Raw genomic sequence first — 14,130 nt, forward strand, 5'->3', positions numbered from 1 at the left:
CATGAAAGAAGTAAACGAAAACGGCGAAGCCACAGGTCTGTCTTATGAGGACGAACTGGAGGGCGAATCTTTGGAATGGATAGCGGAATCCGGTGATGCCAAAACGCGTATAGACAAATATATCGCCGAAGAAATGAAGGGTGTGTCCCGTTCCCAGATTCAACTGTGGATTGGGAACGGCCGGGTGCTGGTAAACGGCACAGCGATCAAGGCGAATTACAAGCTGGCTGAAGGTGACCAAATTACATTATCCGTACCTGAGCCGGAGAGCGTGAATATTGTACCGGAAAATATTCCGCTGGATGTTGTTTATGAGGATTCAGACGTTATAGTTATTAATAAGCAGCGTGGTCTGGTTGTCCATCCTGCACCGGGGCACTCTTCGGGAACACTGGTCAACGCGCTCATGTACCACTGTCATGATCTTTCCGGCATTAACGGAGAATTGCGTCCTGGTATCGTCCATCGTATTGATAAGGATACATCAGGACTGCTGATGGCGGCCAAAAATGATCAGGCTCACGCCTCACTCGCAGCGCAGCTCAAGGACCACAGTGTCACTCGCAAATATATAGCGCTGGTTCACGGCCATCTAAGTCATGATCAGGGCACGGTAGATGCTCCCATCGGGCGTGATTCGGGGGACCGCAAATTATTCACCGTGACAGAGCGTAACAGCAAGCATGCAATTACCCATTTCCTCGTGATTGAGCGTTTGGGGGATTACACTTTGCTAGAACTTCAACTGGAAACAGGGCGCACGCATCAAATCCGTGTTCATATGAAATTTATCGGACACCCGTTGGTCGGTGATCCGATGTATGGACGTAGCAAAGGGGTTCGTATGGACGGTCAGGCGCTGCATGCCGCTGTATTGGGTTTTAAGCACCCCACCACTGGAGAATACATGGAGTTCAGCAGGCCGATTCCTCCCGATATGGAAGATGTCCTGTCATCCTTACGCAGTCGGTAAACCGTGATGAATTGCATCCGTATTCACAAACCTGAATAATGATTAAGCATAACCGCCTAATTGGCGGTTATTTTTGTTATTGGGAAAGGTTTATGTAAAAACAACTATGGATAATTATACAGTAATGATGTATAATTATTTAAGTGCTTCCGGTGGCTCCGATTGAACAGGTGTTGACACGTGATTTTCAATCTGTCATACTTCTTATAGTTGTGATGAACTTTGTCCAAAAGATGGCTTGCCATCTTTCACTATGAGAAGCTGGATAAAGGAAATCCTGAATAGCACCTTTAAATCAGTCCCGTGAGACTGGCAAGGTAACGTGAATGGATCACTGATCGGTGCATCCGCTGCGGCGGCATGTCTTCAGTGTATCCGAGAGAACGGTGGAAGACTGTTCATACGAGACTCCTTGCCTAACTTGGGCAAGGAGTCTTTTTTGTATCTGAACACGGGACCATGTCTGAAGGGAACATAACCTGAGGAGGCTGGAAGCATGAGTCATGAAACACATGTACTGATGGATGAAATTGCGATTCGTCGGGCTTTGACGCGGATTGCACATGAAATTTTGGAAAAAAACAAAGGTATTGAACATTGTGTGCTGATAGGCATTCGAACACGAGGAGTTCCTCTGGCGCAGCGTCTGGCTGCAAAGATCGCAGAAATTGAGGGTGCTCCGATTCCGTGGGGAGAACTAGATGTCACAGCTTACCGCGATGACCGGGGCAATAATGCTGAAGCCAAGGAAAATGGAAAAGAGCTTTTGATGAATCCCGCTGACATATCGGTTCATGATAAGAAAGTCATTCTTTTCGACGATGTGCTGTACACAGGCCGCACCATTCGCGCGGCGATGGACGCATTGATGCACTGCGGACGACCGCAAATGATCCAGCTGGCGGTGCTGGCAGATCGCGGACACCGCGAGCTTCCGATTCGTCCGGATTACATCGGCAAGAATATCCCTACCTCCAAATCGGAGGAAATCATTGTTGCGCTTCAGGAGATGGATGGTAAGGACGAAGTGACGATCAATCAGAATCGGGGGGAACAGGCATGATTACAACAACCAGTCAGCTTAGAGAACGCAGCCTGCTTGGATTAAAAGAACTTAGCAGAAATGAAATCGAGTCGATTCTGGATCGCGCTCATTATTGGGAATCACAGCCGGAAAAGCTGGTTCCAGTATTGCAATCACGCTTTGCGGCCAACATGTTTTTTGAAAACAGCACCCGCACCCGCTTTTCTTTTGAAATGGCAGAAAAACGCTTAGGCGCTCAGGTTTTGAACTTTTCCGCTGCGGCCTCCAGTGTAGAAAAAGGAGAATCCATCTACGACACGGTACGCACGCTTGAATCCATGGGTATCGACGCAGGAGTCATTCGGCTGAAGCCAGCCGGAGTGCTGCAAGAGCTTGCTGAGAAGGTCAGTGTTCCACTGGTGAACGCCGGTGATGGCAACAACGAGCATCCTACGCAGGCGTTGCTGGATCTGTACACCATGCGCAAAACTTTCGGGGAGTTAAAAGGCTTGCGGGTATCCATTATTGGAGACATTATGCACAGCCGTGTGGCTCGTTCGAATCTGTGGGCCTTGCAAAAATTTGGAGCCCAGGTTAGCTTCTGCGCGCCGGATAATATGCAGGCATCTGATCTTGCGGCGCACGCGCCTTATGTACCGATGCAAGAGGCATTGCAGGCAGACGTAGTCATGATGCTTCGGGTACAGCTGGAACGACACGCCGAAGGAATGCTGCGCTCAGCGGATGAGTACCGCGAGCAGTACGGCTTGACAGAGGAAAGAGCGGCCAACCTTAAACCCGGAACGATCATTATGCATCCGGCTCCAGTGAACCGGAATGTGGAAATCGACAGTGCAGTCGTGGAAAGCGAACAATCACGGATTTTTCCGCAGATGGCAAACGGAGTTCCAATCCGCATGGCGGTTATGGAACGGGCAATGAAGCTGTAGAAGCTGTCAGCAGAATCGCGGAATTAGCATCGGTAACGGTTAAGGCGGTGTTTAAATAGAGCGCCCCCCTTTAAGGAAAGCATAACAAGCAGCGGCAAAAGTTGCAGAAAACCTGAGCGGAGGAATTTTTTACATGAACCAATTAATTATGAACGCAAGCGTATTGAACGAACAGGGCGAAGCTGAACTGAAATCTATTCTGATCGCGGACGGAAAAATCTTAGCAATCGTAAATGCGGACGCTGGAGTTAGTCTACTTGTGGAAGAAGGGGTATCCGAACAGGAGAGCCAAGTCGAAAAAATTGACGCCCAAGGCAAGCTGGTGATTCCCGGTTTAATCGACATGCATGTGCATCTGAGAGAACCTGGCTTTGAATATAAAGAAACGATTGCAACGGGCAGCCACGCAGCGGTAAAAGGCGGATTTACGACGATTGCCTGCATGCCGAACACGCGCCCGGTAACGGACAATGTGGACACAGTTCAGCTGGTACTGAAAAAAGGGCAGGATGCCGGGCTTGCCAAGGTACTTCCTTACGCAGCCATTACGAAAAACGAGCTGGGCCGCGAGCTGACGGACTTTGAAGCACTCAAAGCAGCAGGCGCAATCGGCTTTACGGACGATGGTGTCGGGGTGCAAAGCGCGCAAATGATGAAGGACGCCATGGCGCGGGCCAAAGCGCTGGATATGCCGGTTATTGCTCACTGCGAAGATAACACGCTTGTTGAAGGAGCAGCGGTGACAGACGGCGAATTTGCCAAGCGTCACGGACTTAAAGGCATTCCGAACGAATCCGAAGCAATTCACGTCGGACGGGACATTTTACTATCCGAGGCAACCGGGGCACACTATCATGTATGCCATGTCAGCACGGAGCAGTCCGTGCGGTTGATCCGCCACGCGAAATCTTTTGGCATCAAGGTAACGGCTGAGGTATGTCCACACCATCTGGTATTGTCGGATGAAGACATTCCGGGACTGGATGCAAATTGGAAAATGAATCCTCCGCTGCGCTCGCCTCGTGATGTGCAGGCTTGCATCGAGGGACTGGAGGACGGTACGATCGACATCATCGTAACCGACCATGCGGCACACAGCGAAGAAGAGAAGGCAAAAGGCCTGGAGCTGGCACCTTTTGGTATCGTTGGCTTCGAGACGGCCTTTCCGCTTCTGTACACGAAATTTGTAGCTACTGGGCAATGGACGCTTGACTTTCTGGTACGGCGCATGACGGCTGATCCGGCGCGTGTCTTCCGCCTCGACACAGGGCGCTTGGAAGAAGGAGCACCCGCCGACCTGACCATGATTGATCTGGAGCAGGAGCAAGCAGTTGATCCGCAAACATTTGCCAGCAAAGGACGCAACACTCCTTTTACAGGCTGGAAGCTTAAAGGCTGGCCAGTGAAAACTTGGGTAGATGGCAGACTGGTATGGTCTGCGGACAAAGCAAAATAAATTCAAGCCACTAAATAATAGAACCTTATAGCAGGAAATCATACAGAGGAGTGAGACGGGATGCAGGCAAGATTGTTGCTTCAGGATGGCACGCTGTTTACAGGCACAGCATTTGGTGCGGAAGGTGAAAAAACAGGCGAGGTCGTTTTCAACACAGGAATTACAGGCTACCAAGAGGTGCTGACTGATCCCTCTTATTGCGGACAAATCGTAACGATGACTTACCCGCTGATTGGCAATTACGGAATTACTCGGGACGACTTTGAATCGGTACGGCCTTATGTGCATGGCTTTGCTGTTCGACGTTACGAGCCGGTGCCAAGCAACTGGCGTGCCCAGTACAGCGTGGACGATTTGCTGAAGGAATATGGCATCATTGGCATTAGCGACATCGACACCCGCATGCTTACCCGGATTATTCGCCATCACGGCGCGATGAAGGGCATTTTGACGACAGGCACTCAGCCTGTGGAAGAACTAAAAGAAATGATGGCTGACCTGACGATTGAAGAACTGCGTAATCAGGTTCCATTGACCTCTACACCTCATCCGTACAGCAGCCCTGGCAGTGGTGAACGGATTGTATTGATTGATTACGGTGCTAAGAGCGGTATCTTGCGCGAGCTGAATAAACGGGATTGCGACGTAGTTGTGGTTCCACATGATACAACGGCAGAAGAAATTCGCCGCCTCGACCCGGACGGAATTCAGTTGTCCAACGGCCCTGGAGATCCCAAAGATGTACCACATGCCGTACGCACGGTTGCTGAACTGCTAGGGGAATATCCGATCTTTGGAATTTGCTTGGGACACCAGCTGTTTGCCTTAGCTTCGGGAGCAGATACGGAGAAACTGAAATTCGGCCATCGCGGTGGCAACCATCCGGTGAAGGAACTGGAGAGCGGACGCTGCTTCATTACATCACAAAACCACGGCTACACGGTGAATGAGGGTTCGATCAAAGGTACCGAGCTTGAAGTGACGCATATTAATAACAACGATAAAACGATTGAAGGTCTTAAGCATACCAAGTATCCCGCGTTTTCGGTGCAATATCATCCGGAGGCTGCGCCAGGACCTTACGATAACGGCTACTTGTTTGACCGCTTTCTGGACATGATCCGTGAGCACAAAAGAAATCATCCAAAGCAACCGCGTCAGGCTGCTATCGCCGCCGCAGTGAGAGGAGAGCGCTAATATGCCAAAAAATACAGAACTTAAAAAAATACTCGTAATTGGTTCCGGTCCTATCGTGATTGGTCAGGCTGCGGAATTTGACTACGCTGGTACACAAGCTTGTCAAGCGCTCAAAGAAGAAGGCGTCGAGGTAGTGCTGATCAACAGTAACCCGGCAACCATCATGACAGATACGAACATGGCGGACAAAGTATACATCGAGCCAATCACACTTGATTTTGTAACACAAATTATCCGACAAGAGCGTCCAGATGGTCTGCTTCCTACACTGGGAGGACAAACAGGACTGAATATGGCGGTAGAGCTAGCTCGCGCCGGAGTACTGGAGCGTGAAAACGTCAAGCTGCTGGGAACACAACTGACTTCGATTGAAAAAGCCGAGGACCGTGACTTGTTTCGAGATTTGATGCGTGAGCTGGAACAGCCTGTACCTGAGAGCGTCATTGTTACAACGCTAGAGGAATCGCTGGATTTTGCTAACGAAATCGGTTATCCGATCATCGTTCGCCCGGCTTATACGCTGGGTGGAACAGGCGGCGGGATCTGCGCGACCGAAGAAGAACTGCGTGAGACGGTAAGCTCTGGCTTGCGTTACAGTCCAATTGGACAATGTCTGGTGGAAAAAAGCATCGCAGGCATGAAGGAAGTCGAATATGAGGTCATGCGTGACGGTAATGATAACTGTATCGTTGTCTGCAATATGGAAAACTTTGATCCGGTCGGCGTACATACTGGCGACAGTATCGTTGTAGCGCCGAGTCAGACGCTGTCAGATCGCGAGTACCAGATGCTGCGCTCTGCTTCCCTGAAAATTATCCGCGCCCTTAACATTGAAGGCGGATGTAATGTGCAGTTTGCGCTTGATCCACACAGCTATCAATACTATGTCATTGAAGTAAATCCGCGGGTGAGTCGTTCTTCAGCGCTGGCTTCCAAGGCGACTGGATATCCAATTGCTAAAATGGCTGCCAAAATTGCACTGGGCTACACGCTGGATGAAATCGTGAACCCGGTAACGGGACAAACGTATGCTTGCTTTGAGCCTACTCTGGATTACATCGTGAGCAAAATACCGCGCTGGCCGTTCGATAAATTCATTTCTGCCAACCGCAAGCTGGGCACGCAAATGAAAGCAACTGGCGAAGTGATGGCCATCGGACGCACGTTCGAAGAGTCCATTCATAAAGCGGTACGGTCGCTGGAAATCGGTGTACATCGTCTGCATCTTAAGGGGGCCGATCTACTGTCGGATGAGGTGCTCACGGAGCGCCTGATTAAAGCAGATGATGAACGCTTGTTCCTGGTAGCTGAGGCATTCCGTCGAGGCTGGGAGCAGCAGGAAATTCAGAATTTAACGAAAATTGACTGGTGGTTTCTCGACAAGGTAGAGGGCATCGTCAAGTTCGAAGCCAAAATGGCAGAAGAGTCCGAACTGACCTACGAAACACTTTATCAGGCTAAACGTAATGGCTTTACGGATCGCTCCATTGCCGAGGTTCGCAGTCTGGGCCAACCAGGCGGCAGCCTGACAACTGAACGTGAAGTGCGTGAGTTCCGTTTGAGTCACAACCTGCGTCCTGTCTACAAAATGGTAGATACATGCGCAGCTGAGTTTGAGGCCACTACGCCGTATTACTACTCCTCTTATGAGGTGGAAAACGAAGTGATTCCATCCAATAAAGAGAAAGTCATTGTACTAGGCTCCGGGCCGATTCGGATCGGGCAAGGGATTGAATTTGATTACTCCACCGTGCATGCGGTATGGGCCATTCAAAAAGCGGGCTACGAAGCAGTGATTATCAATAACAACCCTGAAACGGTATCTACGGACTTTAACACATCCGATCGTCTCTACTTCGAGCCGCTTTTCTTCGAGGATGTTATGAATGTCATTGAGCAGGAAAAACCGATTGGCGTTATCGTCCAGTTCGGCGGTCAAACGGCCATTAATCTCGCAGCTCCGCTTAGTGCGGCAGGCGTGAACATTTTGGGTACGAGTCTGGAAAGTATCGACGAAGCGGAAGATCGGAAAAAGTTCGAGCGGTTGCTGTCACGTCTGGCTATTGCACAGCCTAAAGGCAACACAGTCATCTCGGTAGATGAAGCAGTAGGAACTGCGCAGGCGCTGGGCTATCCGGTGCTGGTGCGTCCATCCTACGTCCTGGGCGGACGAGCGATGGAGATTGTATACTCTGATGCGGAATTGCTACGCTACATGGAGGAAGCCGTTAAAATCAACCCCGAACATCCGGTGCTGATCGACCGTTACATGCTGGGCAAAGAAGTTGAGGTTGACGCCATCTGTGATGGTGATACGGTGCTGGTACCAGGCATTATGGAGCATGTGGAACGGGCTGGGGTTCACTCAGGTGACTCTATCGCGGTGTATCCGCCGCAGCACTTGTCCGACGAGTTGAAGCAAAAAATCGTTGAAATCACGATCAGTATCGCCAAGGAATTGAAAACGATCGGTCTGGTGAACATCCAGTTCGTCATTCATCAAGACGAGGCGTATGTGATCGAGGTCAACCCGCGTTCCTCGCGAACGGTTCCTTTCCTGAGCAAAGTCACGAATATCCCGATGGCGAATCTGGCCACACAGGCCATTTTGGGCGGCAAGCTCAAGGATGCGGGCTATACAGAAGGGCTATGGCCTGAAAGTAATTATGTCTCGGTCAAGGTTCCGGTATTCTCCTTTGCCAAGTTGCGCCGTGTAGAGCCGACTCTGGGGCCGGAAATGAAATCGACGGGTGAAGTGATGGGACGCGACATTCAGTACGCCAAAGCGCTGTACAAAGGACTCGTGGGTGCTGGTATGAAAATCCCATCTACCGGAGCGATCATCATCACGGTGGCGGATAAGGACAAAGAAGAAGCAGTCGAACTGATGCAGGGCTTTTACAGACTGGGCTACAAAATTATTGCAACAGGTGGAACGGCGGCTGCGCTGGAGCAGGCTAACATTCCAGTGAAGACGATCAACAAGCTGAGCGAGGGTACCCCGAACATCTTGGATATGATCCGCACGGGTGAAGCCCACTTCGTCTTCAATACGTTGACCAAGGGTAAAACGCCAGAGCGTGACGGATTCCGCATCCGCCGTGAAGCGGTTGAGAACGGCATCGTCTGCATGACCTCGCTGGATACCGTACGCGCTTTGCTGAGAATGCTGGAGACGATTAACTTTACATCTGAGTCCATGCCGGTGCTGAGCCAGTAATGCAACACGAATAAATGATGAAAAATAAGTAATACAGGAAAGGACATTCATCAGCTTCGGCTGACGGATGTCCTTTATCACGGGCAAATATACCCGAATTGACGTAAAAAGGGGATGCAAGACGGTGAACGAAGCATTTCAGCAGATGGCAGGACGGTTGATGGTCGCGTTAGATTACCCGGATGCGCAGCAGGCAGAGCGGCTCATTCAACAGCTGGAGGGTATTCCCTGTTATATAAAAGTAGGCATGCAGCTGTTTTATAGCGCAGGGCCAGCTTTTGTAGAGCAGCTAAAGTCGAGAGGATACTCCGTATTTCTGGATTTGAAAATGCATGATATCCCCAACACCGTACGGGGAGGTGCGGAGAGCATCACCCGCCTGGGTGTGGATATGTTCAACGTACACGCTGCCGGAGGACGAAATATGATGGCAGCCGCCAAGGCTGGTGCCGAAGCCGCAATTTCCGCAGACAATTCACTTGCCATGCCGCTCATTATAGCAGTTACACAGTTGACCAGTACGGACCAGACAACCATGAATAAGGAGATAGGCATTCCCGGTACAGTACAGGATGTGGTCGTTCAATACGCACAACTGACCCGTGAGGCGGGACTGGACGGAGTAGTGGCGTCCCCATTGGAAGTGCCTGCGATCCGTGCTGTATGCGGACCTGACTTCAAAACGATTACCCCCGGCATACGTCCGGCAGGCAGCGCTACAGGCGACCAGTCACGTGTAGTGACACCCGGACAAGCTATCGCCCAAGGCAGTAGCTACATCGTCGTTGGACGGCCCATCACGGCTGCAGCAGACCCACGTGCCGCTGCGGAACACATTATTGAGGAGATGAACCAAGTATGACTACATTAAATAATATACCCGAGCAAATTGCATCCCATCTGTTACGAATTCAGGCGGTAGCGCTGCGTCCGCAGCAGCCTTTTACATGGACATCCGGCATTAAATCGCCTATCTACTGTGACAATCGCTTGACTATGTCCTACCCGGAGGTGCGTGAGCTGATCGCTGATTCGTTCGCTGCTGTGATCCGTGAGCAATACCCTGAGACTGAAGTCATTGCAGGTACGGCTACAGCGGGGATTGCTCATGCGGCCTGGGTGGCGCAAAAGCTTAATCTGCCGATGGCATATGTAAGAGACAAAGCCAAAGGACACGGCAAAGAAAACCAAATCGAAGGTCGGATCAGTGAAGGTCAAAAGGTGATTGTTATCGAGGATCTCATCTCGACCGGAGGTAGCTCCATTAAAGCAGCGCAGGCCGTAGAGCAAGCAGGCGCCCAGCCGTTAGCTGTACTCGCCATTTTCAGCTACCAGCTTGATAAAGCGACTCAAGCCTTCGCAGAAGCAGGTGTGAAGCTGCAAAGCTTGTCCAACTACACGGCCCTGATGGACGTTGCCTTGCGTGAAGGAACGATTCAGGAAGAAGAGATGGAACTGCTGCGTTCCTGGCGTCAGGACCCGGCCTCCTTTGGCAAATAAGGCTTAGCATATTGAGTGCAACGGGGCTATTTGTTAAGCGACTCATACTCGTTGCCAACCGTTGTAGATTGTTGTTATAATTCAGGCTGTGTAAATCGAATTCGATCCGGTTACACTAACTCCTACCATCATGTGAAAAGAGGGAGTTCGGATGTATTGGATTTACTACGGCAGATTGTACACGACCAAATTTCAGGCAGGATGCCTGGCAAAAAGGCTGGAGCACGATGGCTGGATGTATGGCTACAACGATCCCCGCGCAGTGGAGGTGTACCGCTCGCATAAGGGACGTTACGGTGTTCGATTTATTCCTTAGTTTTTATGAAAAACGAATTAGAAAAATATTTTTCTGAGAAACTATTGACGAAACACAAGGAAATGTTGTATATTAATTAACGCCGCTGTTTTATGTAAATGTAGCGTGAGTATACATGTTTTTTTGAGGGCCCTTAGCTCAGTTGGTTAGAGCGGTCGGCTCATAACCGATTGGTCGGGGGTTCGAGTCCCTCAGGGCCCATCTCCTCAACCCCCCCTTGCTTAGCAAGGGGGGGTTCTGTCTTCATCATCTTTTCTGTACTATGAGGGAAAGGGTAATAGAGACTAATTAGGTTTTAAGGTTATAAAGAAATAATTGATTGAAAAGTAAATTGATCTATTTCTTCTTTTTTTAAATTTATAGATAGAAGAACAAAAAATATCACAATTAAAACAAACAGCCAAGTGATAAGTGAATATACTCGGAAGTATGCCATTGTTCGGGTAGATTCATTGTGTTGTCTATCCGACATTTTGTACTTTTTGATGATTTCAGCAAGCTGAACGCCGCTATAACATATAAGTACAACATATGTTGTTTAAGCAGCCGCAGTCATCAAAGTATGAAATCGTTAAAGTTATATTGTAACTTTGTATACGGATTTCGTGTCGCCTTAATCTCCCGCATTCAGGAGAAATTAGACGCACTGGATTCGCAGCTTCAAGCCGATGGAATCGAAGCTGCAGGATTTGCCCCCAGATTTCTATCCATTTGCTTCATTCAGGAAATCTGGGGGCAACAGCGATGGGAAGCCCATCCGCCTGCGTAGTGGCGATTTATGTACATTTTATAGTGAAATCAGCGAAATAAGCGAGATGGAGGAAATAATCCATGAAACCCGTTTTGCATCATTACATTGCTGAGCTTGAATTCTCCGGGGATCTATTTTCGGACGTAGAGAAGCTTTTTAACCAACATAACGCAGATGCTACGTGGGTTCATTGTACGAAGCTAAGGCACTGGCTCTACATTTCCATGCTGATCCGGCCATAGCTAAACGAGCGGGGTGGCTGCACGACTTAGGCATTATCATTCCTAATGAAGATAAAGTAGCTGTAGCGCATACAATACATATCCCCATTTTAGAAGAAGAATTAGCAGGGATCAAGCACATGCCGCGCCTTCTCTGAAAGAGATAAGGAAGAATGTGAATGATCATTTGTTGGATGAAGCGATTATGATTTATTTTAACCATGTGTGGAGGGGTACTTTTTTTCATGGCCTTTGTATTTTACCTTTTCACGTTATAACCTCGCAAAATATCCAAAAAAACGGTGGCCGCTTTCGTTTCAAATACCTCTGAAGGGGTTATAAAAGAGAATTTCCGAACGACCGGGAAGCCGCTTATATCCAACACTTTTAAAGTGCCCAAGTTGAGTTCCTTTTGAATCGTCCACTGTGACAGCAAAGAAATGCCCAAGCCTGCTTCTACAGACTCTTTGATAATCTGGGTGCTGCCAAAATCCATAATTTGAGCAGGTACAAACTGAAATCGTGCAAACATCTTTTCCGCCGCTTCCCGGGTTCCAGAGCCTTCTTCGCGCAGAATCCATATCTCCTCTTGTAGCTCACTTAAACCCACTTGAGATGTACTAGCCAAACGATGATGATGTGGAACGACGATAAACATTTCATCTTCTGCAAACGGTTCAATATACAAATGGTCATGCTGAAATTCTCCTTCAATAATTCCCACATCCAGTTGATTACTAATCACCAATCCTTCAATTTCCTGAGTGTTGCCGATGCTAATGGAGGGTTGAATGAACGGATATTGGCTTCTCATTTGCGCAATCACATGAGGAAGTACGTACTCTCCGTACGTATAGCTTGCGCCAATGGACAGATTGCCTTTTGCCGTATTCATCAACTCGTCCACCAAATACTGCATTCGGGTGTGGAGGCGGATGATTTCCTTGGCATGATGATATACAATTTCACCAGCTTTGGTTAAACGCACATATTTATTACTTCGCTCTAAAAGCCTGGCTCCTACGGTACGCTCCAGCGTTTGAATATACTGACTTACAGCAGGCTGGGTCATGTGCAATACTTCAGCAGCTCGTGTGAAGTTTTGTTTCTCCGCGACCATAACAAATACGATTAAAGATTGATCCAAAGCCCATTCCTCCAAGTCTATCATATCTGATTACTTATCATAATTATTATAATGATTTATTTTTCTTGTGACAAAAAAAAGATTAAGCTGGAGCATGTAGAATTGGAGGGAGTCACCATGAACAGTCATACAAAACACATCAAATTATCATCTAACAGGGGGCGATTTATCCAATGTGTATTAGGCATCGTGCTAACGATGATATTCGCGTTTGCAGGATACGTTCTGAACGAATTGCCAGGCCTTCATTATGTCGGTCCATTGGCTTGCGCCATGTTTCTCGCTGTCTTGTACCGACAATTGTGGGGGTATCCTGAAGCTGTACGCCCGGGGGTTGAATTTTCGGCTAAAAAACTGCTGCGAGGAGCTATTGTGCTCTACGGGCTAAAGCTCAATATGAATGTTGTCATTCATCAAGGCCTGGGTTTGCTCTTGCGTGATGTAGGCACTGTTGTATTTTCTATCTTGTTTACGATTGGGCTGGCCAAACGATTCAAGGCAGATGCTTCGCTTTCGCTTCTTCTCGGTATTGGAACAGGAGTTTGCGGTGCAGCAGCAATTGCGGCTGTTTCTCCCCTGCTGAAATCCAAAGATGAGGATACGGCCATTGGAGTTGGATTAATCGCCTTGGTTGGAACGGTATTTTCCATTTTGTTTACAGTGCTTCGCCCCTGGATTCCTTTGACGGATATACAATATGGAATTTGGTCGGGAAGCAGCCTGCATGAAATTGCACATGTGGCCTTAGCTGCGGCGCCTGCCGGACAGGATGCTCTTGCGATGGGTCTATTAGCCAAACTGGGGCGTGTCTTTTTACTAATACCGCTTAGCTTTATTTTAATGTACTGGATGAAACGCACGGGGAAGCTCCGCCCAGATGCAAAAGTAGAATTCCCGTGGTTCCTCATTGGCTTTATCGCTACAAGTATTTTGGGCAGCTATGTTTTTGGGAAATATATTGTAGTTCCTTCCAGTCTGATGAACGAACTTTCCCAAGTTACTTCATTTATGCTCACGATGGCTATGGTAGGCATGGGGCTGAATGTAAGCTTTAAGGCTTTACGAGAGAAAGCGCTGCTTCCCTTACTGGTGCTGTCTATCACTTCAGTCATGCTTGTAGGTTTAACCTTTTTAACCGTTTGAATTAAGAGGAGTAATCTTCATTTGTATGCGTTGAAAATGTTAGTAAAAACCCGAAAGGACTCTGCTTGCTGTATAGCTGGCAGAGTTTTTTTGTACAGTAAATGAGTAAGTTTGAAATATGTGCTAGACTAATCGTAACTTCTACATATTGTTCGCGTCTATACAAAATAAAAGGTTCTGAGGATCAAAGATTGTAAGATCATAAGCGAAAATTTAGAGAATGGTAGGGTAC

General features: G+C 48.5%; 13 protein-coding genes and 1 tRNA gene. 13 read left to right on the plus strand and 1 reads right to left on the minus strand.

All coding sequences use genetic code 11. The features are described 5' to 3' along the window. The first annotated feature begins 1 nt into the window (after position 1). The 12 genes from ACWGOO_RS06195 (at position 2) to ACWGOO_RS06250 (ending at position 11,766) form a co-directional block, all read left to right on the plus strand. Positions 2-973 (plus strand): RluA family pseudouridine synthase, encoded by a 972-nt coding sequence (locus tag ACWGOO_RS06195; RefSeq protein ID WP_452481908.1) that lies wholly within the window; start codon positions 2-4, stop codon positions 971-973. A gap of 496 nt (positions 974-1,469) precedes the next feature. Beyond that, entirely contained in the window at positions 1,470-2,036 is a 567-nt protein-coding gene (gene pyrR, locus ACWGOO_RS06200) for a bifunctional pyr operon transcriptional regulator/uracil phosphoribosyltransferase PyrR (protein WP_452481909.1), read from the plus strand. Continuing rightward, positions 2,033-2,947 (plus strand): aspartate carbamoyltransferase catalytic subunit, encoded by a 915-nt coding sequence (locus ACWGOO_RS06205; protein ID WP_452481910.1) that lies wholly within the window; start codon positions 2,033-2,035, stop codon positions 2,945-2,947. Before pyrR ends, ACWGOO_RS06205 begins: the two co-directional genes overlap by 4 nt. 133 nt (positions 2,948-3,080) lie before the next feature. Next, positions 3,081-4,403 (plus strand): dihydroorotase, encoded by a 1,323-nt coding sequence (locus ACWGOO_RS06210; RefSeq protein ID WP_452481911.1) that lies wholly within the window; start codon positions 3,081-3,083, stop codon positions 4,401-4,403. A 60-nt stretch (positions 4,404-4,463) separates the two neighbouring features. Further along, a complete protein-coding gene (locus ACWGOO_RS06215; RefSeq protein WP_452481912.1) occupies positions 4,464-5,600 on the plus strand; it encodes a carbamoyl phosphate synthase small subunit in 1,137 nt (378 codons plus the stop codon). Position 5,601: 1 nt separating this feature from the next. Beyond that, the gene (carB, locus tag ACWGOO_RS06220; protein ID WP_452481913.1) at positions 5,602-8,820 is read left to right on the plus strand and encodes a carbamoyl-phosphate synthase large subunit; all 3,219 of its coding nucleotides are present in this window, start codon (positions 5,602-5,604) and stop codon (positions 8,818-8,820) included. Positions 8,821-8,887: 67 nt separating this feature from the next. Beyond that, a complete protein-coding gene (pyrF, locus tag ACWGOO_RS06225; RefSeq protein ID WP_452481914.1) occupies positions 8,888-9,682 on the plus strand; it encodes an orotidine-5'-phosphate decarboxylase in 795 nt (264 codons plus the stop codon). Next, positions 9,679-10,320 carry an orotate phosphoribosyltransferase gene (pyrE, locus tag ACWGOO_RS06230; RefSeq protein WP_452481915.1) on the plus strand — a complete coding sequence of 214 codons (642 nt, stop codon included), beginning with the start codon at positions 9,679-9,681 and terminating at the stop codon, positions 10,318-10,320. The genes pyrF and pyrE overlap by 4 nt, the downstream gene beginning before the upstream one ends. Positions 10,321-10,471: 151 nt before the next feature. After that, positions 10,472-10,636 (plus strand): hypothetical protein, encoded by a 165-nt coding sequence (locus tag ACWGOO_RS06235; RefSeq protein WP_452481916.1) that lies wholly within the window; start codon positions 10,472-10,474, stop codon positions 10,634-10,636. Positions 10,637-10,763: 127 nt separating this feature from the next. Then, positions 10,764-10,837, plus strand: a tRNA-Ile gene (locus ACWGOO_RS06240). 361 nt (positions 10,838-11,198) lie between these two features. After that, positions 11,199-11,405, plus strand: coding sequence for a hypothetical protein (locus ACWGOO_RS06245; RefSeq protein WP_452481917.1), 207 nt, complete (start codon positions 11,199-11,201; stop codon positions 11,403-11,405). A 163-nt stretch (positions 11,406-11,568) separates the two neighbouring features. After that, a complete protein-coding gene (locus ACWGOO_RS06250; RefSeq protein ID WP_452481918.1) occupies positions 11,569-11,766 on the plus strand; it encodes a hypothetical protein in 198 nt (65 codons plus the stop codon). Positions 11,767-11,867: 101 nt separating this feature from the next. Here ACWGOO_RS06250 and ACWGOO_RS06255 read toward each other — a convergent pair whose 3' ends face one another. Further along, positions 11,868-12,755 carry a LysR family transcriptional regulator gene (locus ACWGOO_RS06255; RefSeq protein ID WP_452481919.1) on the minus strand — a complete coding sequence of 296 codons (888 nt, stop codon included), beginning with the start codon at positions 12,753-12,755 and terminating at the stop codon, positions 11,868-11,870. A 117-nt stretch (positions 12,756-12,872) separates the two neighbouring features. On the opposite strand from ACWGOO_RS06255, the gene ACWGOO_RS06260 reads away from it, so the two are divergent. Then, a complete protein-coding gene (locus tag ACWGOO_RS06260) occupies positions 12,873-13,898 on the plus strand; it encodes a YeiH family protein (RefSeq protein WP_452481920.1) in 1,026 nt (341 codons plus the stop codon). Positions 13,899-14,130: the final 232 nt, after the last annotated feature.

The organism is Paenibacillus sp. NPDC055715 (genome assembly GCF_053617595.1).

Coding starts and splice junctions, on each gene's coding strand:
- ACWGOO_RS06235 (WP_452481916.1), top strand. CDS start 10,472: ATGTATTGGATTTACTACGGCAGATTGTACACGACCAAATTTCAGGCA.
- ACWGOO_RS06260 (WP_452481920.1), top strand. CDS start 12,873: ATGAACAGTCATACAAAACACATCAAATTATCATCTAACAGGGGGCGA.
- ACWGOO_RS06215 (WP_452481912.1), top strand. CDS start 4,464: ATGCAGGCAAGATTGTTGCTTCAGGATGGCACGCTGTTTACAGGCACA.
- pyrF (WP_452481914.1), top strand. CDS start 8,888: ATGTCCTTTATCACGGGCAAATATACCCGAATTGACGTAAAAAGGGGA.
- ACWGOO_RS06245 (WP_452481917.1), top strand. CDS start 11,199: ATGAAATCGTTAAAGTTATATTGTAACTTTGTATACGGATTTCGTGTC.
- pyrR (WP_452481909.1), top strand. CDS start 1,470: ATGAGTCATGAAACACATGTACTGATGGATGAAATTGCGATTCGTCGG.
- ACWGOO_RS06205 (WP_452481910.1), top strand. CDS start 2,033: ATGATTACAACAACCAGTCAGCTTAGAGAACGCAGCCTGCTTGGATTA.
- carB (WP_452481913.1), top strand. CDS start 5,602: ATGCCAAAAAATACAGAACTTAAAAAAATACTCGTAATTGGTTCCGGT.
- pyrE (WP_452481915.1), top strand. CDS start 9,679: ATGACTACATTAAATAATATACCCGAGCAAATTGCATCCCATCTGTTA.
- ACWGOO_RS06195 (WP_452481908.1), top strand. CDS start 2: ATGAAAGAAGTAAACGAAAACGGCGAAGCCACAGGTCTGTCTTATGAG.
- ACWGOO_RS06210 (WP_452481911.1), top strand. CDS start 3,081: ATGAACCAATTAATTATGAACGCAAGCGTATTGAACGAACAGGGCGAA.